Here is a 26978-nt window from a genome sequence, read left to right on the forward strand (position 1 = left end):
GGGAGACACGCCATGGCAGCCATCATCGAGGTCGTCGATCTCGTCAAGCACTTCCCCGGCGTCAAGGCGGTGGACGGGCTCAGCTTTGCCATTCCCGCCGGCAGTTGTTTCGGCCTGCTCGGCCCTAACGGGGCGGGCAAGACCACGACCATAGAGCTGCTGGAGGGGATCCTCACCCCGGACAGCGGCCAGATCCTGTTTCACGGCGCCCCGCGCGGCCCGGATTATCGCTCCCGCATCGGCATCCAGTTCCAGCACACGGCGCTACAGGATTTCCTGACGGTGCGCGATACCCTGCGCCTGTTCGCCAGCCTCTACCCCAATCCCTTGCCACGGGAGCTGCTCATCGATCTGTGCGCCTTGGGCGAGTTCATCGACAGGGACAGTCGCAAGCTCTCGGGGGGCCAGCGTCAGCGCCTGCTGCTGGCTCTGGCCCTGCTCGGGGATCCCGAACTGCTGTTTCTGGATGAGCCCACTACAGGACTGGATCCCCAGGCGCGCCACCACTTCTGGCAGCGAATAGAGGCGATCAAGGCCCAGGGCAAGACGGTGGTGCTCACCACCCACTACATGGACGAAGCGCAGCAGCTGTGCGATCTGATTGCCATCGTCGATCACGGCCACCTGCTCAGTCTGGATACGCCGGCTGCCTTGCTGGCGTAACACTTCGACGGCGTGCTGGTGCGCCTTGGGGGGCACCCGGCCCTGGCTGGGCTCGGCTATCCCCTGCGTCCGGTCGGCGATCAGGTGGAGCTCTGTTGCCCCGACGTGGCGACCCTGTTGCCAGCCTTGCTGGATCTTGGTGTGCCGCTCACCGGCATGCAGGTGCGCTCCCCCAATCTGGAAGATCTCTTCCTGAACCTGACCGGCCACAGCCTGCGGAGCGGCGCATGAGAGGGATGACCGAGTTCTGTCTGACCGTGGCCTCCGGGCTGTGGTACGCCTTGCCGACATGCAATCCCGGGAGTGGACGATGAAGGGATCCCTCAAGCGCATCGGGGCGCTCTTCTATGCCCGCACCCTCGAGTTCGTGCGCGATCGCGCGGCCCTGGTGTGGAACCTGCTTTTCCCGCTCCTGCTGGTCATCGGCTTCTCCCTCATCTTCTCCGGCCCGCCCAAACCGCTGGTGCAGATCGGGGTGGTGGGGGCACTGCCCGCAACCTATGCCCCGCTGCGCGCCGTGCCGCTGCTCAAGATCATCCCCTATGACGAGGCGTCGAGAGGCCAGCTCAAGGTCCGTCACCATCAGCTGGACCTGCTGCTCTCACCCGCCGGGGGGCGTTACTGGATAAATCCGGACGCCCCTCAGGGGGCCATGGCCGAGTATCTGCTGCGCCAGGCGGTGCAGGGGCCCTTGCAAAGAGAGACCCTGAGCGGGCGCGCCATTCGCTACGGCGACTGGCTGCTGCCCGGGGTGATCGGCATGAACCTGATGTTCTCCGGCCTGTTCGGGGTCGGGTTTGTCATCGTGCGTTATCGCAAGAACGGGGTGCTGAAACGGCTGCGAGCCACGCCGCTCGGCGCGCTGGAGTTTCTCTTCGCCCAGTTGCTGTCACGGGTGCTGATCACCCTGGTGGTGAGCCTGCTGGTCTTCTGCGCGGCCTACTGGTTGCTGGATGTGCCCCTCATCGGGTCGGGGTGGCTGCTGCTGGTGATCGCCCTGGCGGGAGGAACGGCCATGGCCTCCCTTGGCCTGCTCATCGCCGCTCGCCTGCAGAACGAGGAGCTGGCGAGCGGTTTGCTCAATCTCATCAGCTTGCCCATGATGTTTTTATCCGGTGTCTGGTTCTCGCTAGAAGGCGCGCCCGCCTGGCTGCAGCAGCTTGCGGCCAGGCTGCCCCTCAGCCAGATCATCGAAGCAGCCCGCGCCGTGATGCTGGAAGGGGCGGGATGGCAGGAGGTGGCAGGCCCTCTGGGCCAGGTCATGGTGTTCGCCCTGGTGTGCATCTCGCTGGGAACCATGCTGTTCAAATGGAGTGCAAAATGAAACCTGTTCTGTGGTTGTTGCTGGTGGCGGCCTTGCCTGTGCAGGCAGGTACCCTGCGTTGCAAGAACGCCTTGCTGACCGAGGGAGACACCACGGCAGAGCTGCTGGTTCGCTGCGGCCAGCCGATGCTCAAGGAAGATCTCACCCGCTTCGAGGAGAACGGCTTCGGGGCGAGAGTGACGGTCAAGTATGCCGAGCGCTGGACCTACAACTTCGGCAAGCGGGAATTCATGCAGTTTGTCACCGTCGAAAACGGCGTCATCACCGACATTGTGGATGGCCCACGGGGAGGATGACCTCCTGGTTTTCTGAAGCCCAGCCTGCGGGAGAGTAACTGTTCACCCAGATGGCATTGACAGGAAAAAGTGAGACGATCATCCCTTGATCCACTGTTGCCCCTTGCCTGATCCCGCCAGCTTGGCACCATCACGTCATGAGCAAACCCATTACGCCACCACCCGGCCTGCCGCTGACCCTCGAGCAAGCCAACGAGCTGATTTACAAGCTGATGGCGCGCATCGCCGAGCTTGAAGACCGCCTCAACCAAAACAGCAATAACTCCTCCAAGCCCCCCTCCACTGATGGCTCGGGGACCCCGCCTGCGCGCAAGCGCCCCGCTTCCGGCAAGGCTCGTGGTGCCCAGCCTGGCCACAAGGGGCAGCGGCGTGAACGTCATCCTGAGGACGACCGACTGACGGCAATACCACACTATCCTGCCCGGCAGTGCGCCTGCTGTGGTGAGCAGGTGGTGTCCCATGACAAGCCCTACCGGGTTCATCAGGTGTTTGACCTGCCCGAGGTCAGCTATGTGGTGACAGAGCATCAGCTGTATCGGGGCACCTGCCGTGGGTGCGTCACCACCAGTGAAGCAGCCCTGCCCGATACGGTGAGCCACAGCCAGATGGGGGCTAATCTGCTGAGCTATATCGCTTTGCAGAGTGGTCAGTTCCACCAGAGCATCAGCAAGATACAGCAGCAGCTCAAGCAGCACTTCGGTTTGAGCTTTAGCCGAGGCGCCATCAGTGAAGCACAAGGCCGGGTCAGCGCCATGCTCACCCCGACCCACCAAGCCATCAAACAGCAAGTGCAGTCTGCCGCCATCATCCATGCCGATGAAACCCGGCACCAGCGGGGCGGTGAGCGACGCTGGATGTGGCTGGCCCTGAGCAAGGTCGCGGTCTGCTTCATGACGGCGTTTGGCCGCGGTCAGGAGGCAGCGAAGCGGTTGCTGGGCAGTGAGCTTGATGGGGTGCTGGTGACCGACCAGTATGCGGGATACCGCTTCATCGACAGCGCCCAGCGCCAACTGTGCTGGGCGCATGTGCTGCGCAACGTGGCGGCGATTGCCGAGAGTAGCGACGCCGTCAACCAGCCTATCGGAGCCCGGCTGGTACTGCTGGCTGACACGGTGTTCAGAACCCGGCATGGCTATGAACAAGGCTGCTTAAGCCGGGAGCAGTACCAGCGAAGGTTGCAGCGATGTCGGCAAAGCTGGCGAAGGCAGCTGGAGCGGGGCAGTGTACTGTGTTCCAAGCGCTACCGTGGGCGCTGCCAGTTACTGCTCAAGGACGATGAGATGCTATGGCGTTTTATGGAAAACGACGAGATAGCGCTGACCAACAATGAAGCGGAGCGGGCGCTGCGTGGCTATGTGCTGTGGCGCAAGGGAAGCTATGGCGTCTGGTCGCATCGAGGCGAGCAGTTCAGGCAGCGTATCCTATCGTTGGTGGAGACGGCCAAGCGATTGGGCCGCTGCCCGCAGGAGTGGCTGAGGGCAGTTGTCAGGTCCTGCATCGAGAAAACCGACTACCCGTTCCCGGAGGAGTTGGTGCTGTCAACACCGTCCCGGTGAACGGTTACGCGGGAGATAAGGTCGCCACTTCCCCGCCTTTTACCTCTTTTTCTGTTGCTTTCCCCTGCCTGTTATCGCCATTTTTCCATATGGGGTCATGCTGCCTCACTCTGGTGCTTTTGGCATAAAACCGAATCTGATGAGTCAGTTGTCAGCAGAAATGGCTGCCCCAATGCGGTGCAGCCGATTTATTTTCGAAAAATAATCCTCATGCCAAGAAGGGTTTTAAGCAGCAGGCTATTTGGCAAATAAGGGTCTACTTTTGATTCTGAGAGTGCATATTCCCCCGTTTAGATATTTTGTTCTGTTGCACCATGGTTGGGCCGGATTGCACCGATTGACAGGTTTTTCTGCGGCTGGATAAGCTGCCAAAAAGCAGGGAAACGATGGCATCTCGCTAGATTTTGATGCCTGTTCGAATCAAACCACAGGGAAGAGTGACATGAAGCAGATACACAAGGCTGGTATGGTGATGGCGCTGTCGCTGATGGCAGCCAATGCGTGGGCGGACGGTACGCTGGATGCCGTCAAGAAGAAGGGATTCGTGCAGTGCGGGGTCGGTGACGGCCTGCCCGGGTTCTCCAACCCGGATGCCAAGGGAACCTGGACCGGGCTCGACGTGGACGTGTGCCGCGCCGTGGCCGCCGCGGTACTGGGGGACGCCAGCAAGGTCAAGTATGTCTCCCTCACCGCCAAGGAGCGCTTTACCGCCCTGCAGTCCGGGGAAGTGGATCTGCTCTCGCGCAACACCACCTGGACCCTGACCCGGGATGGGTCGCTGGGCCTCACGTTCGCCGGGGTGAACTACTACGACGGGCAGGGGTTCCTGGTCAAGCAGTCCCTCGGGGTCAAGAGCGCCAAGGAGCTTGACGGTGCCGCCGTCTGTATCCAGTCCGGTACCACCACCGAGCTCAACCTGGCCGACTATTTCCGCGCCAATGGCGGCATGAAGTACACCCCAGTGGTGTTCGATACCTCGGATCAGACCGTCAAGGGCTTCGAAGCCGGCCGCTGTGACGTGCTGACCTCGGATCAGTCCCAGCTCTATGCCCTCAAGATCAAGCTCACCAAGCCAGAGGAAGCCGTGGTGCTGCCGGAGGTCATCTCCAAGGAGCCGCTGGGCCCAGCCGTGCGTCAGGGTGACGATCAGTGGTTCAAGGTGGTGCGCTGGAGCCTCAACGCCATGCTCAATGCCGAGGAGGCCGGGGTCACCAGTGCCAACGTGGACGAGATGCTCAAGTCCACCAACCCTGACATCCGTCGCCTGCTGGGGCTGGAAGAGCCCAAAGGGACTGTGCTGGGGCTGGATGACAAATGGGCCTACAACATCGTCAAACAGGTCGGCAACTACGGTGAATCCTTCGATCGCAACGTCGGTGCCGGCTCCCCCCTCAAGATTGATCGCGGCATCAATGCCCTCTGGAACAAGGGCGGTCTGATGTACGCGCCACCCATCCGCTGAGTCGACAGTCACCGGGGGGCCTGGCCCCCCATGTTTTCCCTGGCTTTGTCGGAGTCATCCTCATGGCGTTACACGCATCAAACCATAGGAAAGAACAGGGCCGCTGGTGGTATGACGCCAAGGTGCGGGCGCTGCTCTTCCAGTGCCTGGCCATCGCGGCGGTTATCGGGTTTCTGTTCTACATCGTCAACAATGCCCTGACCAATCTGGCCACCCGTGGCATCACCACAGGCTTTGATTTTCTGGGCAACACGGCCGGTTTCGGCATCTTGCAGAGCCTCATCCCCTACGACGAGACCTACACCTTCGGTCGCACCTTTGTGGTGGGCCTGCTCAACACCCTGCTGGTCTCCGTGCTCGGCATTCTGTTTGCCACCCTGCTCGGGTTCGCACTCGGGGTCGCGCGCCTGTCGCGCAACTGGCTGGTGGCCAAGATAGCGGCCGTCTACATAGAGACGTTTCGCAACATCCCGCTGCTGCTGCAGATCTTCTTCTGGTACTTCTCGGTGCTGCGTACCCTGCCTTCCCCGCGTCAGAGCGTGGATATAGGCGGGCTCGCCTTCCTCAACGTGCGGGGTTTCTATCTGCCCAAGCCCCTGTTCGAAGAGGGATTCGGCTACGTGCTCTGTGCACTGGTGCTCGCGGTGCTGCTGAGCTGGGGGCTGGGCCGCTGGGCTCGCCGCCGTCAGGCCCTGACAGGCAGGATCTTCCCGTTCTGGCGCTGTGTGGCCGCCCTGGTCATGCTGCTCCCGGGCATCACCTTCCTGCTGGCGGGCAGCCCGCTCAGCTGGAGCGTGCCTGCGCTGCAGGGGTTCAACTTCCGGGGCGGGCTGACGGTGCTGCCGGAGCTCGCGGCCCTCTTGCTGGCGCTCACCATCTATACGGCGGCCTTCATCGCCGAGATAGTGCGATCCGGCATCCTGGCCATCAGCAAGGGGCAGACGGAGGCGGCTTCCGCCCTCGGGCTCTCGCCCACCAAGACGCTGCGGCTGGTGATCATTCCCCAGGCCATGCGGGTCATCATTCCTCCCTTGACCAGCCAGTATCTGAACCTCACCAAGAACTCCTCCCTGGCGACCGCCATCGGCTACCCGGATCTGGTCTCGGTGTTCATGGGGACGACTCTCAACCAGACAGGGCAGGCCATCGAGGTCATCGCCATGACCATGGGGGTCTATCTCGTCATCAGTATCACCACCTCGGTGCTGATGAACATCTACAACCGCAGAATGACGCTGGTTGAGCGCTAGGGAGCTGTCATGTTCGTGAATGAATTGCAGGAGGCGCTGCCGCCTCCCAACCACCGTCGGGGGCCGCTCGCCTGGATCAGGCAGAACCTTTTCCCCAACTGGTGGAACGGCCTGCTGACCCTGGTGCTGGCCTATCTGTTGCTGCCACTCATCTGGTCTGCACTGGACTGGGCGCTGTTCTCGGCCACCTGGCAGGGGAGCAGCCGCGAGGCCTGCGTCCAGGGCGGTGCCTGCTGGATCTTCATCGAGAGCCGGCTGGGGCAGTATCTCTATGGCTTCTACCCGGCTGATCAGTACTGGCGCATCAACCTGACCTTCGCCGGTCTGGCGGCGCTGCTGGCCCTGCTCATCTGGCCAAAGACCCCGCGCAAGGGGTGGCTGGCGCTCTTCACCCTGCTGGTGTTCCCTGTCATCGCCTTCTTCCTCATCCATGGGGGAGCGGGGCTGGAGGTGGTGGAAACGAACCGCTGGGGCGGGCTGATGCTCACCCTGGTGCTGGCGGTGGTGGGCATAGTCGTAGCACTGCCGTTCGGCATCCTGCTGGCACTGGGGCGCCGCTCCCACATGCCGGTCATCTCCAGCCTCTGTACCGTCTACATCGAGTTCTGGCGGGCGGTGCCGCTCATTACTGTGCTCTTCATGGCGTCCGTCATGCTGCCACTGTTCATGAGTACCGAGGTGGAGCTCGACAAGCTGCTGCGGGCGCTCATCGGCATCATCCTGTTCCAGGCGGCCTATGTGGCCGAGGTGGTGAGAGGGGGGCTGCAGGCGATCCCCAAGGGGCAATATGAGGCGGGGGATGCCCTCGGGCTCTCCTACTGGAAGGTGATGGGCTTCATCATCATGCCCCAGGCCCTCAAGATCACCATTCCTTCCCTGGTGAACACCTTTATTTCCCTGTTCAAGGACACCAGCCTGGTGCTGATCATCGGGCTGTTCGATCTGCTGGCCATCTCCAAGGTGGCCCTGGCGGATCCGGCCTGGCTGGGGTATTCCACCGAAGCTTATGTCTTTATCGCCATGATCTTCTGGATGTTCTGTTTTGGCATGTCCCGCTACTCCATCTATCTGGAGCGCAAACTCAACACGGGCCACAAGCATTAGGAGTCGTTCTGATATGAAAACGGACGCAGTTGTCGAACTGAAAGAGGTCAACAAGTGGTACGGTGAGTTTCACGTGCTGCGCAACATCAACCTGCAGGTGGGCAGAGGGGAGAAGATCGTCATCTGTGGACCATCGGGGTCGGGCAAGTCCACCATGATCCGCTGCATCAACCGGCTGGAAGAGCACCAGAGCGGAGACATCCTGGTCAAGGGCACGGCCCTGACCTCCGATCTCAAGAACATCGAGACGGTGCGCCGGGAGGTGGGCATGGTGTTCCAGCACTTCAACCTCTTCCCCCATCTGACCGTGCTGGAGAACTGTTGCCTGGCGCCCATCTGGGTCAAGCAGTTGCCGCGCAAGGAGGCCGAGGAGATCGCCATGAACTTCCTGCGCCGGGTGCGGATCCCCGAGCAGGCGCTCAAGTATCCGGGGCAGCTCTCCGGTGGCCAGCAGCAGCGGGTCGCCATCGCCCGCAGTCTGTGCATGAATCCCCAGGTCATGCTGTTTGACGAGCCAACCTCGGCGCTGGATCCCGAGATGGTGCGGGAGGTGCTGGATGTGATGGTGGAGCTGGCCCACGAGGGGATGACCATGCTCTGTGTCACCCACGAGATGGGGTTTGCCAAGCAGGTGGCGGACAGGGTGATCTTCATGGACCGGGGGCAAATCATCGAAGAGAACGTGCCGGATCAGTTCTTTGACAACCCCCAGTCCGATCGGACCAAGCACTTCCTCTCCCAGATCCTGCAGCATTGAGGCAGGGCACAACCTTCAGAAAAACAGCCCGCACGCTCGAATGAGCGGCGGGCAAATGTGTACATGGAAGTCGACGACAGACAGAAAGGAGTATGTCAGCCCGGCAACAGGGTGGTGGTGCGCAGATCGCGCACGGCCAGGTTGATCTGCCGGGCCAGACTCAGCGCCTGATGACAGCTCAACGGCTTCACATCGATGATCCCCCCTTGAAACTCAAACCGCCCCAGTGCTTCAACCATGAAACTTCCATGATGGAAGCTCTTGATATAGCGAGCAATTCGACGGGGAGACCACTGCTTGAACACCTTCATGGCAAGAGACCCTGTTGTTTGGACAGGGACACTATGCCGACGGACCGTGACACTGATGTGACACTTGATAAAGATTTGTATGAATCTGTCTTGTGATCGGCTGGCGTGCAGCTCCGGCGTTGAAAAAGTAGTGAGAGTCCGGGGCCGGGGCCCGATATACTGCGGCCATTGCAGACATGACAAAGGTGCCGCACGTGGAGTGGGTGGACATAGTAGACGAGCAGGACAGGGTGATCGGGGTGGCCGAGCGCGCCAGGGTGCGTCAGGAAAACCTGCGTCATCGTGCCAGCTACATCCTGGTGCTGGATGAGGCTGAGCGCATCCTGGTGCAGCGGCGCACCCCGAGCAAGGATTTTTGCCCCGGCATGCTGGATGCCTGCGCCGGTGGCGTGGTGACCACGGGGGAGGCTATGGCCCTTTCCGCCCGGCGGGAGCTGGCCGAGGAGCTGGGGATCCGCGACGTGCCCCTGCAGGATTACGGCACCTTTTATGCCGAAGGGGAGGCGAGCGGCAGCCGCTACCGGGTCTGGGGCGGCCTGTTCAGTTGTCACTATCAGGGGCCGCTGCAACTGCAGGCCGAAGAGGTGAGCGAGGTGCACTGGATGAGCCTGGGCGAGATAGCCGATCGGGCGGGCGAGTTCACGCCTGACTCCCTGCTCGCCATCGCCACCTGGCAGGCAAGGCGCCTGCCATCAGGCCATAAATAGGGGCGACAGGCGTTCGCTCCCCGATCGCTTGGTTGCTGCTCGATGGACCCCTTCGCCTTCTGGTGGAATGGGGTAGACTGGGCCTCTTTGAACCACAGAAGGATGCGTCATCATGATCACGGTCGGTCAATCCCTGCCCGTAGGGGAATTTACCTTTATCACCGCCGAGGGCAAGCAGGTGAAGGATACCCAGGCCCTGTTTGCCGACAAGCGGGTGGTGCTCTTTGCGGTGCCCGGCGCCTTCACCCCCACCTGCTCCAACGCCCACCTGCCGGGCTACGTGGTGCTGGCCGATCAGTTCAGGGCCAAGGGGGTGGAACTGTGCTGTCTGTCGGTCAACGACGCCTTCGTGATGAAGGCGTGGCAGGAGGCACAGAACGCCGCTGACATCACCATGCTGGCGGACGGCGACGGCAGCTGGACCCGGGCACTGGGTCTTGCCAAGGAGACCGGGGCCTTCGGCGGCGTGCGGGCCCAGCGTTTCGCGCTCATCGCCAACGATGGTGTGGTGGAGCGGCTCTTCGTGGAGGCGCCAGGCAAGTTCGAGGTGTCGGATGCCCAGAGCCTGCTGGCGGCGCTGTGAAAGATTAATCGGTGTTTGATTACACCTTGAAATAGCAAGCGGCCCCGTTACACTGAGGCCGCGTTTGGATGGAGCCAGGCAACTTGCCTGGCTCTCGTGTTTGCCGTGGATGAGATAGAACAATATGACCCTGGCTTTTGTTGCCCTGATTGCCGGACTGGCGCTGCTGGTCTGGAGTGCCGACAAGTTCGTGGACGGCGCCGCCGCCACCGCCCGTTACGCCGGTATGCCGCCGCTGCTGATCGGCATGGTGATCATCGGTTTTGGTACCTCGGCCCCCGAGATGGTGGTCTCCGCGCTGGCGGCTTCCCAGGGCAATCCCGGGCTCGCGCTCGGCAATGCCTATGGCTCCAACATCACCAATATTGCCCTGATCCTGGGTCTGACCGCCCTGATCAGCCCCATCGCCGTCGCCTCCCAGGTGGTGCGCAAGGAGATCCCCATCCTGCTCGGCATCACCCTGCTCTCCGGCGCCCTGCTCATCGATGGCAATCTGGGCCGGATGGATGCCGCCATTCTGGGGGCCGTGTTCGCAGTGCTGATGGGCTGGTCCATCTGGGCCGGCATGAACGGCAAGGGGGATGCGCTGGATACGGATACCGAGGAGGACATCGTCTCCGAGGGCATGTCTCTCAAGAGCGCCATCCTCTGGCTCATCGTCGGCCTGGTGCTGCTGATCGGGGCTTCCCGTCTGCTGGTGTGGGGGGCGGTGACCATCGCCCAGGGCTTTGGCATCAGCGATCTGGTGATTGGCCTGACCATAGTCGCGGTGGGGACCTCCCTGCCGGAGCTGGCATCGTCCCTCATCGCCATTCGCAAGAACGAGCACGATCTGGCCCTTGGCAACGTGCTGGGTTCCAACCTGTTCAACACCCTGGCCGTGGTGGGCATCGCCGCTGGCATCCACCCGCTCGAGGTGGCGCCCGAAGTGCTTTCCCGCGACTGGAGCATCATGATGGGGCTGACCCTGTTGCTGCTGGTGATGTGTCTGGGCCGCAAGGGGCAGGGGCGCATCAACCGGCTGGAGGGGGGCGTGCTGCTCGCCTGCTTCGTCGCCTACACAGGCTGGCTGCTGACGAGCCAGTTCATCTAGTCTGACGATGAAATGAAAGAGGGGACGCCGCGGCGTCCCCTCTTTTTTGTGCGCGGGTCCTGGTCTCAGGCCACGGCAACCAGCTTCTGCTTCTGGGCGCTGTCCAGGATCAGGATGCTCGCCTTGGGGAAGAAGTTGAAGGTGGAGGCGGAGGCCCAGGTGTAGGCCCCCATCACCCGACCCACCACCAGCTCGCCGATCTCGAGATCCGGCAGCATGATGCTGTCGCGGATGACGTCCACGCTGTCGCAGGTGGGGCCGGAGAGCACCGCATTGTGCAGTTCGCCGTGGGCATAGGGCGTGCTCACCGGGTAGGTGACGTGGTCGTAGAGCTGGCCGTTGTAGCTGCCGTAGAGACCGTCATCCAGGTAGTACCAGATCTTGTCGCCGCGGTGGGCCTTGCCCATCACGCTGGAGACCGAGGTCATGGCCGGCGCGCTGATGAAGCGGCCCGGCTCGGCAATCTTCTGCACCGTGGCGGGCAGCTTGGCCAGGGCCTCGCGGATCGGGGCGCAGAAACCGTCGATGTCGAACTCGCCGCCGTTATAGTCCACCGGGAAGCCGCCGCCGATGTCCAGCACCCAGGGCTTGAGCCCGAGCTCCCAGGCCTGCTCCATGATCTCGCGGCAGGCGTCGATGGCCTGCACGTGGCGACGGGCGTGGGGCACCTGGGAGCCGACGTGGAACGACAGCCCCATCACCTTGATCCCCTTGGCCTGGGCCAGTTGCAGCAACGGCAGTGCCTGCTCCGGGGTGCAGCCGAACTTCTTGGAGAGATCGACCTTGGTCTCGGGGTTCGGGAAGCTGACCCGCAGCAGCAGTTTCACTTCATCCTTGTAGGGCAGGAACTTTTCCAGCTCCAGCGGGTTGTCATAGACAAACACGGTGCAGCCGAATTCCAGGGCATAACGGATGTCGCTGTCACGCTTGATGGGATGGGTATGGATGCAGCGTCCCGGGCGAACCCCTTGGCTGCGCACCAGATCCACTTCGCCATTGGTGGCCAGATCGAAACAGGCCCCCTCTTCCTTCAAGACAGAGACCACCGCCTCGTGGGGCAGGGGCTTGAGTGCATAATGCAAGCGCACATCGGGCAGGGCGGCCGCCAGGGCCCGATACTGTTTGCGGACGGCTGCCTTGTCGAGCAGCAGCAGGGGGGAGCCGAATTGTTCAACCAACTGACGGTAATCTTGTGCGACCAGGGTCTCGTTCATTCTCTTTTGATAGTCCTTAGGGGGCGTGATATGCCCAAGCCATATGCGATTGAACCGGCGACGGCCGGCTCAGGCGAGCGGTCCGGAGGGACCCACCAGGCACATTGCATAACTCCCTTGCAAAGTGCTTAGTTATGCGCGGGATTATCGGCTTATTGAGTTTGTGTGCAAGCGTTTTGATTGGATATGTTGGCAAGTTTTTCTGGTCGAGACGAAACAGGCTCTTGATACGGGGAGCGATCAGGGCCGTGATGGGGAGCACCTCCGAAGGGAGATTGATAAGTTGTTGATAGTTAACGAACTAATAACATCAGGCCTGGGGGTTGCGGCCAGGTAAAAAGGGGGCGCCGGGGCCAGGGAGTGCGAGACAGCTCACATTTTTTGGATTACCATGCCCGTTTCCTAATCCAAACTAGTTCGGATGAAGGTAGCAGGAGAGCGATGGGCAACCATCCACCGAAGAAGTGAATCTTTCAGGTACCGGGCAACCGGTGTGGACTGCTACTGGACGATACTCTGGAGAGACCCGTTGAATCGGGCGCCGAAGGAGCAAGGTACCGTGATTGCATCGCAATCTGGCGCCGGAAACTCTCAGGCAAAAGGACAGAGGGGATGGGATGGTTGTACCTGGGCTTGAAACTGTTCACGGTCTGTCACGAGAGGGCGTCAGCAAGGTAAAGAGCAGCGCAGGAACCGGAGTGTATGTAAATACATGAGGCTTTCGAGCAGCGCATGAGCCTTGATCACGGCCTCGCAGCAAGAGTGTGAACACGTTTTTGGCCCGCATCCGATCGCCTCTGGTTGATCGCGACACCTATGGGAAGATCATCCTTCTCCTCCTTAATCGTTGTTTTTTAAGGAGGATGCATGTCATCAATTCAATCGGCGCTCGCCGCCATCGATAGCTTTATCTGGGGTCCCCCCCTGCTGATCCTGCTGGTCGGGACCGGTATCTATCTCACCTGGCGATTGGGTCTGCTTCAGATCGTGCGTTTGCCGCTGGCCCTCAAGCTGGTCTTTGGCCGCGATCAGGGGCAGGGCAAGCAGGGGGATGTCTCCAGCTTTGGTGCCCTGTGCACCGCCCTCTCCGCCACCATCGGCACCGGCAACATCGTCGGGGTCGCCACCGCCATCAAGCTGGGCGGCCCCGGCGCCCTGTTCTGGATGTGGATGGCCGCCCTGTTCGGCATGGCCACCAAGTACGCCGAGTGCCTGCTGGCGGTGAAATATCGCCAGCAGGACGCCAACGGCCAGATGGCAGGTGGCCCCATGTACTATCTGGAGAAGGGGCTCGGCTCCAGGCCGCTCGCCAAGCTGTTTGCCCTGTTCGGCATCGGCGTCGCCTTCTTCGGCATCGGTACCTTCCCCCAGGTCAACGCCATCAGTGATGCCATGAGCCTCTCCTTCTCGGTACCCCGTGAAGTGACCGCCGTGGTGCTGACCCTGATCGTGGCGCTGGTGACCCTGGGGGGTATCCAGTCCATCTCCAGCGTGTCGAGCAAGGTGGTGCCCTTCATGGCCATCTTCTACATCGTCGCCTGTGCCGGGGTGCTGGTGAACAATGCAGGCGCCCTGCCCGATGCGGTCATGCTGGTGATCGGGAGCGCCTTCACCGGCCATGCGGCCACCGGCGGTTTCGTCGGCGCCGGCATCATGCTGGCGATCCAGTCCGGGGTGGCGCGCGGGGTCTTCTCCAACGAGTCGGGCCTGGGTTCGGCCCCCATCGCGGCGGCGGCGGCCAAGACCGATTCCTGCGTGGAGCAGGGGCTGGTCTCCATGACCGGCACCTTCATCGACACCCTCATCATCTGCACCATGACCGGCCTGACGCTGGTGGTGACCGGGGTGTGGAGCGGCGATGCAAGCGGTGCGGCCATGACCAGTCTGGCCTTTGCCCAGGGGCTGGATGCCCATGTGGGCCAGTATCTGGTGAGCATCGGCCTCTTGTTCTTCGCCTTTACCACCATCCTTGGCTGGAACTACTACGGCGAGCGCTGCACCGAGTACCTGTTCGGGGTGAAGGCGATCAAACCCTACCGCCTCATCTATCTGGTGCTGGTGGCGAGCGGTGCCTTCCTCCATCTGGACCTGATCTGGCTCTTGGCCGACATCGTCAACGGCCTGATGGCGGTGCCCAACCTCATCGGCCTCATCGGCCTGCGTCACGTGGTGATTGCCGAGACCCGCGCCTACTTCAGCCGGGACCGGGATACGGAATCCGAGCCCGAGCCGCAGACGGCCTGATGAGAAGCGGGCCTGCGGGAAGTCCTGTCAGCGGGCCCCTGTCCATGGCGTCAACCGGGATCCGGGCTGGGATGGCAAAACCCGGGGCTTGATCCCGGCTCCTCTGACAATATCTGTGCGAAATACGCAAAAGCCACGACGCTCATCGTGGCTTTTTTGCATTTTACGCAATGAATGGCGGCGCTTGTTGCCCCCAGTGGGTCAGGGGGAGGGAATATCTCCGGTGAGCCGCTGCGCCAGCGCCCTGCTCACCCGGCTCACCAGGGCCGCCTCCTCCCCCTGCCAGCCAATGGCGTGGGCCAGGGTGGTGGAGGTGCCCGGAGCAAAGCGCAGATCGCCCCCGGCCAGTTCGTAGAAGCGGCTCGCCATCCGGGTGCCCTCGTCCACATCCCCCGCCACCAGCAGCATGGCCTGGGCCAGCACGGCGCCGTCGTGATCCCGGCCCGGCGCCAGCCAGCGCTGGGCGGTGCCGGTCACCTTGCGCCCTCCGATCACCAGGTTGTACTGGCCGTCGCAAAACGAGCCGGGCACGAAGTCGTAGCTGCCCGCAAGACCGTATTCCCCCAGCAGGGCGAGCAGGGGGGCCCCCAGCAGCCGGTAGTAGTGGGCCAGATCCGTGGTGGTGCGGGGCAGCATGAGGGAGAGGTTGAGGATGCCGGCGCAGTGGGGCACGGCGGTGCCGCCGCTGTCGCGCACATGCACCGGCCAGCCCTCGGCGGCAAGCTGCTCGCAGGCGGCCTGGTAGCGGGGCAAACGGGTGTCCTTGCGGGTGATGATGAGGCATTGGGGGCCCTGCCAGAGGAGGGCCCTGGGCTCGCCGTCACCGGCGCACTCCCGCAGCCAGCGCTGCTCCTCGGCCAGGATCTGGTCGGGTGTCTGGTGGGCGGGCGGCGGGGGCAGCAGGGTATAAGGCATGAAAGGCATCCTTTGGCAGAGGCTGCCAAGCACAGTACGCGCGGGGGCAAACAAGGTAAAGCCCCGCATGGCGGCAATGCTGTTCAGATAAGCACTTTTTTGACTGATTATTCATAAATTGGATTTGAGTTGAGGGGGCAAGGCTGTGTCCAGTCGATCTTCCTCCAGCCTTTATCCAGCGGGGCTTGCAATAGAAAGAGGGAGGCATCATGCCTCCCTCGATTTTTTGTCCTGATACTACGTGGACTGGAACTCAAATTCTCTTAAGTGAACAGCATTGCCGCATGGCGGGGCTTTGGTGCAAGGATGGCGGAGTGTCAGGCCTGTGCGGCGGCGCGCCTGGGCAGCAGCAGATTGAGCAGGATGGCGGTGAGGCCGCCGGTGGCGACGCCGTAGGAGAGCACGCTCCTGGCCAGCTCCGGCAGGTGTTGCAGCACCTCGGGCACCTGGGCCACTCCGAGACCCATGGCGAGCGACACCGCCAGGATCATCAGGGCGCGGCGGTCGAGCTCCTCCCGGGAGATGATGCGCACCCCGGCGGCGGCGATGGTACCGAACATGACGATGGTGGCGCCGCCGAGCACGGGTTCAGGTATTTGTTGCACCAGGCTCGCCACCGCCGGGAACAGGCCGAGCAGGGCCAGCATGGCGGCGATGAAGAGGCCGACATGGCGGCTGGCCACCCCGGTCAGCTGGATGACGCCGTTGTTCTGGGCGAAGGTGGACATGGGGAAGGTGGAGAAGACCGCCGCCAGCATGGAGTTGGCGCCATCGGCCAGCACGCCCCCCTTGATCCGCGCCATGTAGACCGGCCCTTCCAGCGGCTCGCCGGAGATGTCGGAAGTGGCGGTCATGTCGCCGATGGCCTCGAGCGCCGTTACCACGAAGATGATGGCGAGCGGCACGAACAGCTGCCAGTCAAAGCCCAGGCCGTAGTGGAGCGGAACAGGCACCATCAGCAGGGGGCCGTCGAAGGTGGGGGCGCTCACTTTGCCCAGCAGCAGTGCCACCGCATAGCCCGCCAGCATGGCGATCATGATGGCGGAGAGGCGCAGCCAGGGGTTGCGACTGCGCTGCATCAGCACGATCAGGCCGAGCACCAGCAGGGAGAGAAAGAGGTTGGTGTGACTGGCGAAGCTGCCGTCCGCCAGGGCGCCGTAGCCGCCCCCCATGCTGATGAGCCCTACCTTGATGAGGGTCAGGCCGATGAGCAATACCACGATGCCGGTCACCAGCGGGGTGATGATCCGTTTGACCAGGTGCAGGAAGCGGCTCATGACGACGATGGTGAGGGCCGCTGCCAGCATGGTGCCGAACAGGGTGCCCAGCAGATCGTCGGTGGGCATGGCCGCCTGCTTGAGGGCGAGGCCGGAGGCGATGATGGGGCCGAGGAAGTTGAAGCTGGTGCCCTGTACCGAGAGCAGGCCGGAACCGAGGGGGCCGAAACGGCGGGTCTGGATGAAGGAGGCGATGCCGGACATGACCAGGGACATGGAGACGATGTAGCGGGTGTCGTCGGCGGGGAGGCCGAGGGCATTGGCGATGATGAGGGGCGGGGTGATGATGGCGACAAACATGGCGAGCATATGCTGCAGGGCGGCGAACAGGGTCTGGGGCAGGGGGGGGACATCCTCGATGCCGTAGACCAGTTCGCTGTGGGCTCGCCTGGGGGGATGGGCCTCTCGGATGGCGCTTGGGGCGGCAGCCTGTTCCATAAATACCTCGAATGTGTGGGGGGAGGGGAGAAAATTGGGCGCTATTTTAGTGATTGGCATCGCGCTTTCCAGCGCTAATTGAGCGCAAACTCGTTTATTTCCTGATGGGTTGAAACGTTTTCCTGTGGCGATTAAGATCCGCCGGTTTGTGTGAGACCGATCCCTCACAAAGGGGAGGGAGGCTGATGCATCAGGATGGGGACGGTGTAGAATGAGCCCTCGGTTCGAAGATGGAGACTCTGGATGCTGAAGCTGTCGGAGTTCTGGAGTGCCCGCGCCCACTCCGAAGATTTTACCCTGACCCGGATGGGCTTCATGACGGTGCGGCTGCGGCTGCTCACCTGTCTGCTGATGGCGGGGCTCCCGAGCTGGGCTCTGGTGGACTGGCTGACCCTGCCAGCCATCCAGTTCGAGGCGCTGTTCCAGGTCAGGATCTTCTGCCTGCTGGCCCTCTCGCCCCTCATCCCCCTCTCTTATCTCATCCACTTCAAGCGCGAGCGCATGAAGCTGGCGCTGGGCTACCTGATGGCGGTGATGATGCTCTTCTCCCTCATCTGCCTGCACAGCTTCGGCGCGGATCAGGAGATGCAGGCGGGCTACATGGCCTTCCCCTATCTGCTCATCAGCCTGTTCGCCATCTTCCCCATTCCCCTCTCCCTCAGCCTGCAACTGGCGGGGGGCATTCTGGCCACCATGCTGGCGGGCAACTGGCTGCTGGTGGGCCAGCCCCTCTGGAGCGTGCAGACCCTCAACCAGGTCTGGCTGCTGGGGCTCTTTGCCATCGCCAGCGCCTGGGTGCAGTGCGGCCAGCTCAACATGCTGCTGCAACTCTATCGGGAGTCCACCACGGACGAGCTGACCGGCATGATGAACCGCCGCCTGCTGATGAAGCAGCTCGAGAAGGCGAGGGCCGCCATGATCCGCAAACAGGCCCCCTTCGCGGTGCTGCTGCTGGATCTGGACCGCTTCAAGCGCATCAACGACACCTTCGGCCATCTGGCGGGGGATGCGGTGCTCAAGGAGGTGGCGGCCACCCTGTCGGAGCAACTGGAGCCCGGCATGGTGCTCGGGCGTTACGGCGGGGAGGAGTTTGCCATCCTGTTGCCCGGTTGCACGGATCTGGCACAGGCCAAGCGGGTGGCGGAGCGGCTGCGGGTCGCGGTGGAGGCGAGGTTGGTGAAAAGCCCCACCTCCGACGAGCTGCTGGAGGTGACGGTGAGCATCGGTCTGACCCTGGCCCAGCGTGGCGAGGGGGTGGAGGATCTGCTCAACCGGGCGGACGAGTGCCTCTACATGGCCAAGATGGCGGGTCGCAACTGCGTGGTGGCCGAGGCCGGCAAACCCGCGGGCGATGCAGGGCGCACAAAAACGGATGCCGCCTGAGGGCGGCATCCGGTGATGACGGGGCTGGCGTCAGGCCAGGGTGTATTTGCCGGAGAGCTGCTGGGCCAGCAGCTTGAACATGTTGAACACCGCCATGGTCTTGCCGGTCGGGGTGCCGTCCTCTGCCAGGAAGAACTCCCCCTTGAACACCAGTATGTCCCCCTTCTGCTCCACCGAGTCGGCGCGCATGCCGTGGATGAAGTCCTCGTGTTCACGAATGATCTTGTTGGCCATCTCCAGCAGGGCAGTCTCGGTGATCCGCTCTTTTTGTGGTTGCATGCTCGTCTCCTTAAACGACTACTGGGCAGGGGCACAAGGGTCGGCATGGCCGGCGCACCCCGCCTCTGATTGAAGAGGGGGCCAGCATACTGCAAAGCGGGATTTTCTGTCATTGATATGACCCCGCATTTTCCCGCTTTGCGCTCTTCCCTTATCCCAGCACCAGATTGCGCAGCCAGCGGCGCTGGCGAATGCGGCGCTGCACCAGCAGCACCTTGGAGAGCTCCTCCAGCAGGACCACGGCCACCACCCAGGAGAGGGGCCAGCCCAGCAGGCTGACCGCCACCCAGGCCAGCGGCAGGCCGATGCACCACATGCCGACGATGTCGATGAAGATGCTGTAGTTGACGTCCCCCCCCGAGCGCAGCACCCCGACGATCCCCACCATGTTGAACACCTTGAGCAGCATGCCCAGACACATGATGGCGAGCACCTGGCCGGCCTCAGTCATCAGCTCGCCCGGCAGGTTGCCGACCCATTGCAGCAGGCTGCCCTGCATCAGCCAGACGGCGGTCCCCACCAGCAGGGCGCCGACGGGGGCCAGCAGCAGGAAGAGCTGGGAGTGCTGCCAGGCCTCGTCATACTCCTCTGCCCCGAGCCGGTGACCGAGCAGGGTGGAGCAGGCCACCGCCAGCCCGAAGAAGAGGGAGATGAGGATGCTCTCCAGCGTGCCGAGGGTGGTCATGATGGCCAGGGCGTCGGTGCCGAGGTGCGCGTAGAGGAAGCCGTAGAGCAGCATGCCGAAGGCCCAGAGCCCGTCGTGCAGCAACAGCGGCAGGGCGATCAGGGTGAAGCGCACCACCTCCTTGCGCCTGAAGGCGGCGAGCCAGTCTTGCTTACGCGGGATGAGACGGGGCTCGGCACGCCACACATAGGCAAGCAGCAGCGCGGTCTGGAGCAGGCGCGAAAGGGTGGTGCCCCAGGCGGAACCGGCTACTCCCATGGCGTCGGCGCCGAAATGGCCGAAGATGAGGGCATAGTTGAGGATGACGTTGGCGATGATGGCGATGATGCCGATGCGGGTCGGCGCCGCGGCATTGCCCACCGAGCGCAGGGCCGACTCCAGGGGCACCACCACGGCGGTGCAGAGGATGGTGGCGCCGGTGATCATCAGGAACTCGTCGGCCAGCTCGCGCAGCGCGGGCTCCTGGCTGGCAAACCCGAGCACGCTGCCCGGTGAGAACACATAGACGAGGGCAAAGGGCAGGCTCACCGCCAGGGCGCCCACCAGGGCCAGGGCCAGGGAGCGGCGCACCCCGGCCATCTCGCCACGGCCGAAATATTGTGCCGCCAACACCGAGACTCCGCCCGAGAGCCCCGCTATCACCAGCAGATTGAAGAAGAAGACCCGGTTGCCCAAGCCGACCGCCGCCACAGCCGTGGTGCCGAGCTGGCTCACCATCATGATGTCGATGAGGCCGAGCAGGGAGAACATCATGGATTGCAGCGAAACCGGCAGGGCCAGTCGCCACAGTCGCGTCATGAACTCGCGATCGGTGGTTTGTTTTAAAATCGCTTGCCAATAATTCATTTATGTTAACCGGGTTGGTAAAAATCAGGGTTTGTCGTGGGTATGATAGGGGTGATATCGGGAGGCTTCACTGTGAGCCTCTCTCGGCTTTCTTGTGCAAAACTATCCTGTTGAGGTGCTATGCCATTTATCAGCGAGTGTCTGGAAATCGCCCCGGCCTGCGAAGAGCGGATGCTGGGACGCGAAGGGCTGCCCCTGCTTGGGGAGGCGGGCGTCTTCCTGACCGGCCTCTCGACGATACGGGAGCACTACCTTATCCGCCGCAACCGACCGGAGTTTCACATCCTGATGGTGAGCCATGACGAGGGGGGCGCCCTGCTCACCGATGGCGGGGAGCAGCCCATCCCGGCGGGAGCCCTGGTCTTTCTCCCGGCCGCCGTGCCGGGGGGCCTCAGGCTGGTGGGGGAAGTCTGGCATACCAGCTGGATCCTGCTGGACGACGTGCCGCGCTGGCAGCATCTGCACCGGCTTGGCCATCGCATCTGGCAGGGGGAGGAGGGGGAGCAGCTCTACCACCTGCTCAGCCTGATGCAGGGGGAGGGAATACGTTCGCCGCTCCAGCCCCAGCTGCTGAGCCTGCTGCTGGCGCTCTTGGAGCGGACCCTGCAGGGGGAGGTGCGCGGCACGCCGGAGCTGCGGCTGCAGGCGCTGTTTCGGCGGGTGGAGGCACGTCTGGACGAGCCCTGGAGCGTGGCCCTGCTGGCCGACCAGATGGCCTGCTCGGTACCCCATCTGCACCGGCTCTGCCAGCAGGTGTTCGGCATGGGCCCCATGGCCTGGCTCACCGGACTTCGCATGAACAAGGCGCGCCAGTTGCTGCTCTACACCAACTGGCCGCTGGCCGAGCTGGCGGCCCGGGTCGGATACAGCGACGGCGCCAACTTTGCCAACCGTTTTCGGCGTCTGACGGGTCAGACTCCGGGGGCCTTTCGTCGACTGGGTCGCAAACCTTTCGCAAGGGAGGTGCAAACCCTTTGAAATTGTTGGCTCAAGCCCATAGGATCGACGGGCCACACAGTCAAGGTACAGATCCATGTTTGAAGATAATAATCAGAAACGTCCCCTCTACATTCCCTACGCAGGTCCAGCCCTGCTGGAGACGCCGCTGCTCAACAAGGGCAGCGCCTTCACCAGCGAAGAACGCAGCAGCTTCAACCTGGAAGGTCTGCTGCCCCAGAACATCGAAACCATCGAAGAGCAGGCAGAGCGTGCCTATCGCCAGTTCATGGCGTTTGGCAACGACATGGACAAGCACATCTATTTGCGCAACATCCAGGATACCAACGAAACGCTCTTCTACCGCCTGCTGAACAACCACCTCACCGAAATGCTGCCGGTCATCTACACCCCGACGGTCGGCAAGGCGTGCGAGGAGTTCTCCAACATCTATCGCCGCGCCCGCGGCCTCTTCATCTCCTATCCGGACAAGGACAGGATCGATGACATGCTGCAAAACGCCACCAAGCAGAACGTCAAGGTGATCGTGGTCACCGATGGCGAACGCATCCTGGGCCTCGGGGATCAGGGCATCGGCGGCATGGGCATTCCCATCGGCAAGCTCTCCCTCTACACCGCCTGTGGCGGCATCTCCCCGGCCTACTGCCTGCCGGTGGTGCTGGATGTGGGCACCAACAACCAGCAGCTGCTGAACGACCCCTTCTACATGGGGTGGCGCCATCCGCGCATCTCCGGCGAAGAGTACGACGAGTTCGTCGATGCCTTCATCCAGGCGGTCAAGCGCCGCTGGCCGGACATCCTGCTGCAGTTCGAGGATTTCGCCCAGGGCAATGCCACCCCGCTGCTCAACCGCTACAAGGATGAGCTGTGCTGCTTCAACGATGACATTCAGGGGACCGCCGCGGTGACCCTGGGCAGCCTCATCGCCGCCTGCAAGGCCTCCGGTGCCAAGCTCTCCGAGAAGCGGGTCGCCTTCCTCGGGGCGGGCAGTGCCGGGTGCGGCATCGCCGAGCAGATCGTGGCGCAGATGAAGGCCGAAGGGCTGACCGACGCCGAGGCGCGGGGCCGGGTCTTCATGGTGGACCGATTCGGTCTCATCACCGACAAGATCCCCAACCAGCTCGACTTCCAGCGCAAGCTCTCCCAGCCGGTCGAGCGGATCAAGGAGTGGCCGGTGGGGGACAACATCTCCCTGCTGGAGGTGATGGAGCACGGTCGCCCGGACATCCTGATCGGGGTCTCCGGCCAGCCCGGCCTCTTCACCGAAGAGGTGGTCAAGACCATGCACAAGCACTGTGCCCGTCCCATCATCTTCCCGCTCTCCAACCCCACTTCCCGGGTGGAAGCCACCCCGGCGGATCTCATTCGCTGGACCGACGGCCAGGTGCTGGTCGCCACCGGCAGCCCGTTCGCACCGGTGGAGTACAAGGGCAAGCGCTACGTCATCGCCCAGTGCAACAACTCCTTCATTTTCCCGGGGATCGGCCTTGGGGTGATCGCCTCCGGTGCCAACCGGGTGACCGATGCCATGCTGATGTCGGCCAGCCGCGCCCTGGCGGATTGTTCACCCCTGGTGAAGGGGGAAGAGGGCTCCTTGCTGCCGGATCTGGCGGACATCCATCAGGTCTCCCGCTACATCGCCAAGATGGTGGCCAAGACCGCCATGTTGCAGGGCAAGGCGGTGCAGACCCCCGATGATGTGATCGATCAGGCCATCGAGGCGAACTTCTGGCGCCCCGAGTACCGCCGCTATCGTCGTACTTCCTTCTGATCCCAAGGGGACAGACATGCAGAAGGGATGCCTCGGCATCCCTTTTTTGTGCACAGCTGTGAAGGAAGAGGAGGTTATTGTGCCGGTTGCTCGGCGGGGGCGGGCTCGGCGGGATTGCTGACACCGGTGACCCTGATTTCGACCCGGCGATCCGGGGCCAGGCAGTCGATGAGGGCAGCCCTGGCCTTGATGGCATCACACTGGGTGCCGGTGACCGGGTTGCTCTCGCCATTGCCCTGGATGCTCACCTTGTCTGCGGGCAGCCCCTTGCCAATCAGGAAGTTGGCGACCGTGCTTGCACGGGCCTCCGACAGTGCCTGGTTATTGGCATCCGAGCCGATGCGGTCGGTGTAGCCCATCACCATGGCGTTGCCATCCTTGGGTTTGACGTCGACGATCTGCTGGTAGAGGGCGTCGAGTGCCTGCATCCCCTCCGGTTTGAGCTCCGCCTTGCCAAAGGCAAACAGCACATCCGAACTCAGGTTGAAGGTCTGATCCACCGGCTCGGGAGCCGGGGGCGGCGGTGCCACGACCAGAGGCGCGGCCACCGGCACTGCGGCGACGGTGCGATTGGGGTGAAGCACCAGCTCGATGGTGGCGGTACTGATGTCGCTGACCCAGCGTTTGGTACCGCTGCCCACCTTGTCGTTGTCAGGATCGTCCCCGACTCGCACCATGTAGCGGTAGCGGGTCTGGATGTCTACCCAGTCGCTCAGTCTGGCGGTCAGGCCCAGACCCGCCAGGGGAGCCAGATTGTCATCCCCCCCGTTGACGGAGTCGACGTGATAGAGATAACCGCCCCTTCGGCAAAGACAGAGAAGATGTCCCCCAGGGGCAAACGGCCAATGACCGACAGGGTGGCCCCCTTGCTGTTGAAGTCCTGGCCGGCGATATCCCAGTCACCGGTGGAGAGGTAGCCGAGCTCTGCCCCCAGATTCTCGTTGTAGTTGTAGCCGACAAAGGCGTTGATGGCGGTCGCGTCCTTGCCGACACCCTGGCTGAAATCATCGATGTCATGGGCAAAGGCCCAGCCACCCCCAGCCCCCACATACCAGTCGTGAACAGGTGCCGCCTGGGCGGCACTCGTCGCCAATGCCAATGCAATCCACACAGGTTTCAGTCTTATGTTCATCGCGTATCCTCGTCGATGTTGGGTGTTATAGGGCTCCCAGCCCTTTGCTATGTATAGCCAACATTATGTATAGGCGATGTGAGCGCTTTAACCATTTAAGTGACGCATCTGTATGGAGAATCGGTGGGGCAGGCTGGTGGGCGGCCCGCGTTGGCGGTGCCGTCCGGGCATTAAAAAAGGGGCCGGAATGGCCCCTTTTTGCAACAGGTGGTTGTCCCCTTATTGCTGCACTTCCTTTACGCCGGTGACGCGCACTTCGACGCGGCGATCCGGTGCCAGGCAGGCGATCAGCTGAGCCTTGGCCTTGATGCCGTCACACTGGGTGCCGGTGACCGGGTTGGCTTCACCACGACCTTCGATGGAAACCTTGCCAGCCGGCAGACCCTTGCCAACCAGGAAGTCGGCCACGGTGCGGGCACGGGCTTCAGACAGCTTCAGGTTGTAGGCATCGGAGCCGATGCGGTCGGTGTAACCCACCACCACGGCGCTGCCATCTTTCGGCTGGACGTCGACGATCTGCTGATACAGGGTGTTGAGCGCAGCAGCCCCTTCCGGCTTCAGGGTGGATTTGCCGAAGGCAAACAGCACGTCCGAGCTCAGGGAGAAGTTCTTGTCGACCATGACGGGCTCGGGAACCGGCTCGGGAGCCGGTGCCGGGGCCGGTGCCACATAGGTGGTGCGGTTCGGGTGCATCACCAGTTCCAGGGTGGCGACGCTCATGTCGGTTTTCCAGGTTTTCTGATCGTCACCCAGATCCCACATGTAGCGGTAGCGGGCCTGCAGGTCGATAAGGTCGGAGAGCTTGGCAGTCAGACCCAGACCCGCCAGCGGCGAGGTGCCGTTGTCGCTCTGGCCGTTGCCGTTGACGTGGTTGAAGTAGGCACCCCCTTCGGCGAAGACGGAGAAGATGTCATTCATGGGCAGGCGTGCGATACCGGACAGGGTGGCACCCTGGGTTTTGAAGTCGACGCCATCGACGCCAGCCTTGCCGGCATAGAGATAGCCGAGCTCGGCGGCAAAGTTCTCGGTGAAGTTGTAACCGCCGAACAGGGAGAGCGCGGTGGCGTCCTTGTCAGCATCCTGGCCGAAGGTATCCAGGTCGTGGCCATAGGCCCAACCTGCACCCATACCCGTGTACCAGTCGTCGGCCGCCTGAGCGGTGGTGGTTCCCATGGCTGCAATGGCCAGAGCAATCAGGGTTGGTGCCATTTTCATTTTCATCGTTTTATCCTTGTTGAGTTGCCGTGCTATGGGCGTACTGCGCACTCTTTGTTATACCGGTCGCAGATGACACTTCATGTGCGACACCGTGAGCGGATCACGGACGGCTTGAATAAAAAATGGATGGAAACCTGGATTCTCATGAAGCTGTTTCTCCATGGACAACTAACCGGGCACTGAGCACTTTTAATAGTTCATCCAATGTCTTACAAGCGTTGCTACTGTATTCTTTTGAATCAGCGTGATCAAGTTTCTGCACAGATATGCAGCGCCGACACCGGCGTCGCGGGGCCGCAATACGGGGGTAAAGGGGAGAAAAGGTGAGACAGAGAGTGTCGCTGGGGGGAGGAGAGAGACAGCAAAAGGGGATGCCGTGGCATCCCCTTTTTTACGTTACCTGAGCGAAGTCAGATTACTTTTGAACTTCTTGTACGCCGGATACGCGAACTTCTACGCGACGGTCCGGAGCCAGGCAGGAGATCAGCTGAGCCTTGGCCTTGACGCCGTCACACTTGGTGCCGGTGACCGGGTTGGCTGCGCCGCGACCTTCGATGGCAACCTTGCTGGCAGCCATACCCTTGCTGACCAGGAAGTTGGCAACGGTGCGGGCACGAGCTTCAGACAGCTTCTGGTTGTAAGCGTCGGAACCGATACGGTCGGTGTAACCAACAACAACGGCGTTGCCGTCTTTCGGCTGGAACTCAACGATTTGCTGGTACAGAGCGTTCAGGGCTTGCACGCCTTCGGCCTTCAGGCTGTCTTTGCCAAAGGCGAACAGCACGTCGGAGTTCAGGGCGAAGTTCTTCTCAACGATTTGCGGAGCCGGGGCCGGTGCTTCTTCAACAACCGGGGCCGGAGCAGGCGCTACGTAGGAAGTACGGAACGGGTGGTAAACGGCTTCCAGGGTCGCAACGCTCTGGTTGGACTTGTAGCGTACGTTGTCGGCGTGCAGGTCAGCCACGTCCCACATGTAGCGGTAGCGAGCTTGCAGATCCAGCGCGTCGTTGACCTTGTAGGTCACACCGGCACCGGCCAGCGGGGATACTTTGGTATCGCTGGTGCCCAGACCGTCGGTGTGGCCCCAGTAGGCGCCAGCTTCACCGAACAGGGAGAAATCGTTGCCCAGCGGCAGACGAGCGATACCGGACAGGGTGGCACCCTGGCTCTCGTAACGGTTGCCGTCGGTGTTGCCACGGCCAGTGTACTGGTAGCCCAGCTCGGAACCGAAGTATTCGTTGAAGTTGTAACCAACGAAGGCATTGGCAGCAGCCGCATCTTCTTCGCCAACGTTCACGCCTTCGATCTTGTTCAGACCGTTGAAGTGAGTTGCACCAACACCGGCGCCGAAGTAGATGTCGTCAGCGGCGTGAGCTGCAGTTGCACCCATGGTGGCCATAGCGATGGCGATCAGGGAAGGAGCCATTTTCATCATAAAATAATCCTCGTTGAGATGGCACGTTGTTCACGTGCTTCGCACTTTGTAATTTATGTAAGCTGCTGGCTCTGTCGA

The 26978-nt window shown here is 62.3% G+C and carries 22 protein-coding genes, 2 pseudogenes and 1 riboswitch; of the genes and pseudogenes, 15 read left to right on the forward strand and 9 right to left on the reverse strand.

The genetic code is table 11. From position 1 onward, the window contains the following. The first annotated feature begins 12 nt into the window (after nt 1–12). From PG896_RS07015 to PG896_RS07050, 8 genes and pseudogenes are all read left to right on the forward strand, one after another. Nucleotides 13–894, forward strand: a pseudogene (locus PG896_RS07015) (ABC transporter ATP-binding protein). Between the two features lie 79 nt (nt 895–973). Beyond that, nucleotides 974–1987 carry an ABC transporter permease gene (locus PG896_RS07020; protein ID WP_103857888.1) on the forward strand — a complete coding sequence of 338 codons (1014 nt, stop codon included), beginning with the start codon at nt 974–976 and terminating at the stop codon, nt 1985–1987. After that, nucleotides 1972–2283: a DUF2845 domain-containing protein gene (locus tag PG896_RS07025; RefSeq protein ID WP_161469726.1), complete on the forward strand. Its 312-nt coding sequence runs from the start codon at nt 1972–1974 to the stop codon at nt 2281–2283. The genes PG896_RS07020 and PG896_RS07025 overlap by 16 nt, the downstream gene beginning before the upstream one ends. 137 nt (nt 2284–2420) lie before the next feature. Next, nucleotides 2421–3839, forward strand: a complete 1419-nt coding sequence (locus PG896_RS07030; protein ID WP_004576012.1) for an IS66-like element ISAs21 family transposase — start codon at nt 2421–2423, stop codon at nt 3837–3839. Between the two features lie 442 nt (nt 3840–4281). Further along, the gene (locus tag PG896_RS07035; protein WP_010673482.1) at nt 4282–5301 is read left to right on the forward strand and encodes an amino acid ABC transporter substrate-binding protein; all 1020 of its coding nucleotides are present in this window, start codon (nt 4282–4284) and stop codon (nt 5299–5301) included. A gap of 62 nt (nt 5302–5363) precedes the next feature. Further along, nucleotides 5364–6551, forward strand: coding sequence for an amino acid ABC transporter permease (locus PG896_RS07040; protein ID WP_223937699.1), 1188 nt, complete (start codon nt 5364–5366; stop codon nt 6549–6551). Between the two features lie 9 nt (nt 6552–6560). After that, nucleotides 6561–7655 (forward strand): amino acid ABC transporter permease, encoded by a 1095-nt coding sequence (locus PG896_RS07045; protein WP_103857885.1) that lies wholly within the window; start codon nt 6561–6563, stop codon nt 7653–7655. A 13-nt stretch (nt 7656–7668) separates the two neighbouring features. Beyond that, nucleotides 7669–8412, forward strand: coding sequence for an amino acid ABC transporter ATP-binding protein (locus tag PG896_RS07050; RefSeq protein ID WP_270835552.1), 744 nt, complete (start codon nt 7669–7671; stop codon nt 8410–8412). Between the two features lie 95 nt (nt 8413–8507). Here the strand turns inward: PG896_RS07050 and PG896_RS07055 are convergent, their stop codons facing one another. Further along, nucleotides 8508–8723, reverse strand: a complete 216-nt coding sequence (locus PG896_RS07055; RefSeq protein ID WP_010673486.1) for a DUF1107 family protein — start codon at nt 8721–8723, stop codon at nt 8508–8510. 176 nt (nt 8724–8899) lie between these two features. Here PG896_RS07055 and yfcD point away from each other — a divergent pair, with 176 nt between their 5' ends. The 3 genes from yfcD (at nt 8900) to PG896_RS07070 (ending at nt 11106) form a co-directional block, all read left to right on the forward strand. Then, nucleotides 8900–9430, forward strand: a complete 531-nt coding sequence (gene yfcD / locus PG896_RS07060; RefSeq protein WP_223956422.1) for an NUDIX hydrolase YfcD — start codon at nt 8900–8902, stop codon at nt 9428–9430. A 112-nt stretch (nt 9431–9542) separates the two neighbouring features. Continuing rightward, entirely contained in the window at nt 9543–10013 is a 471-nt protein-coding gene (locus PG896_RS07065) for a peroxiredoxin (RefSeq protein ID WP_270835553.1), read from the forward strand. A gap of 124 nt (nt 10014–10137) precedes the next feature. Beyond that, on the forward strand, nt 10138–11106 hold the full coding sequence (locus tag PG896_RS07070) for a calcium/sodium antiporter (protein ID WP_010673489.1): 969 nt from the start codon (nt 10138–10140) through the stop codon (nt 11104–11106). Between the two features lie 65 nt (nt 11107–11171). On the opposite strand, the gene PG896_RS07075 is transcribed toward PG896_RS07070, so the two are convergent. Then, nucleotides 11172–12320: a type III PLP-dependent enzyme gene (locus PG896_RS07075; protein ID WP_223937700.1), complete on the reverse strand. Its 1149-nt coding sequence runs from the start codon at nt 12318–12320 to the stop codon at nt 11172–11174. 506 nt (nt 12321–12826) lie between these two features. Further along, nucleotides 12827–12937: riboswitch (glycine riboswitch) on the forward strand. A gap of 250 nt (nt 12938–13187) precedes the next feature. Here PG896_RS07075 and PG896_RS07080 point away from each other — a divergent pair. Further along, nucleotides 13188–14564, forward strand: a complete 1377-nt coding sequence (locus tag PG896_RS07080) for an alanine/glycine:cation symporter family protein (RefSeq protein WP_053288163.1) — start codon at nt 13188–13190, stop codon at nt 14562–14564. 201 nt (nt 14565–14765) lie between these two features. Here PG896_RS07080 and PG896_RS07085 read toward each other — a convergent pair whose 3' ends face one another. Next, the gene (locus tag PG896_RS07085; protein ID WP_270835554.1) at nt 14766–15479 is read right to left on the reverse strand and encodes a lipoyl protein ligase domain-containing protein; all 714 of its coding nucleotides are present in this window, start codon (nt 15477–15479) and stop codon (nt 14766–14768) included. Nucleotides 15480–15796: 317 nt separating this feature from the next. Then, the gene (locus tag PG896_RS07090) at nt 15797–17194 is read right to left on the reverse strand and encodes a nucleobase:cation symporter-2 family protein (RefSeq protein ID WP_053288165.1); all 1398 of its coding nucleotides are present in this window, start codon (nt 17192–17194) and stop codon (nt 15797–15799) included. Nucleotides 17195–17437: 243 nt separating this feature from the next. Here PG896_RS07090 and PG896_RS07095 point away from each other — a divergent pair, with 243 nt between their 5' ends. Further along, entirely contained in the window at nt 17438–18577 is a 1140-nt protein-coding gene (locus PG896_RS07095) for a GGDEF domain-containing protein (protein ID WP_010673494.1), read from the forward strand. A 30-nt stretch (nt 18578–18607) separates the two neighbouring features. On the opposite strand, the gene PG896_RS07100 is transcribed toward PG896_RS07095, so the two are convergent. Continuing rightward, nucleotides 18608–18856 carry a YciN family protein gene (locus PG896_RS07100; protein WP_010673495.1) on the reverse strand — a complete coding sequence of 83 codons (249 nt, stop codon included), beginning with the start codon at nt 18854–18856 and terminating at the stop codon, nt 18608–18610. Between the two features lie 151 nt (nt 18857–19007). Further along, complete coding sequence (locus tag PG896_RS07105) at nt 19008–20387, reverse strand: MATE family efflux transporter (RefSeq protein WP_053288166.1); 1380 nt, start codon at nt 20385–20387, stop codon at nt 19008–19010. A 120-nt stretch (nt 20388–20507) separates the two neighbouring features. Here PG896_RS07105 and PG896_RS07110 point away from each other — a divergent pair, with 120 nt between their 5' ends. Continuing rightward, nucleotides 20508–21365: a helix-turn-helix transcriptional regulator gene (locus PG896_RS07110; RefSeq protein ID WP_010673497.1), complete on the forward strand. Its 858-nt coding sequence runs from the start codon at nt 20508–20510 to the stop codon at nt 21363–21365. A gap of 55 nt (nt 21366–21420) precedes the next feature. Next, nucleotides 21421–23115 carry an NAD-dependent malic enzyme gene (locus PG896_RS07115; protein ID WP_039039301.1) on the forward strand — a complete coding sequence of 565 codons (1695 nt, stop codon included), beginning with the start codon at nt 21421–21423 and terminating at the stop codon, nt 23113–23115. A gap of 74 nt (nt 23116–23189) precedes the next feature. On the opposite strand, the pseudogene PG896_RS07120 reads toward PG896_RS07115, so the two are convergent. From PG896_RS07120 to ompA (PG896_RS07130), 3 genes and pseudogenes are all read right to left on the reverse strand, one after another. Continuing rightward, nucleotides 23190–24247, reverse strand: a pseudogene (locus tag PG896_RS07120) (OmpA family protein). 219 nt (nt 24248–24466) lie between these two features. Continuing rightward, nucleotides 24467–25468: a porin OmpA gene (ompA, locus tag PG896_RS07125; RefSeq protein WP_049636313.1), complete on the reverse strand. Its 1002-nt coding sequence runs from the start codon at nt 25466–25468 to the stop codon at nt 24467–24469. A 412-nt stretch (nt 25469–25880) separates the two neighbouring features. Further along, complete coding sequence (ompA, locus tag PG896_RS07130) at nt 25881–26900, reverse strand: porin OmpA (protein ID WP_043152397.1); 1020 nt, start codon at nt 26898–26900, stop codon at nt 25881–25883. Between the last annotated feature and the right edge of the window lie 78 nt (nt 26901–26978).

Source organism: Aeromonas sp. QDB30, assembly GCF_027707645.1.
GTDB classification, from domain to species: domain Bacteria; phylum Pseudomonadota; class Gammaproteobacteria; order Enterobacterales; family Aeromonadaceae; genus Aeromonas; species Aeromonas caviae.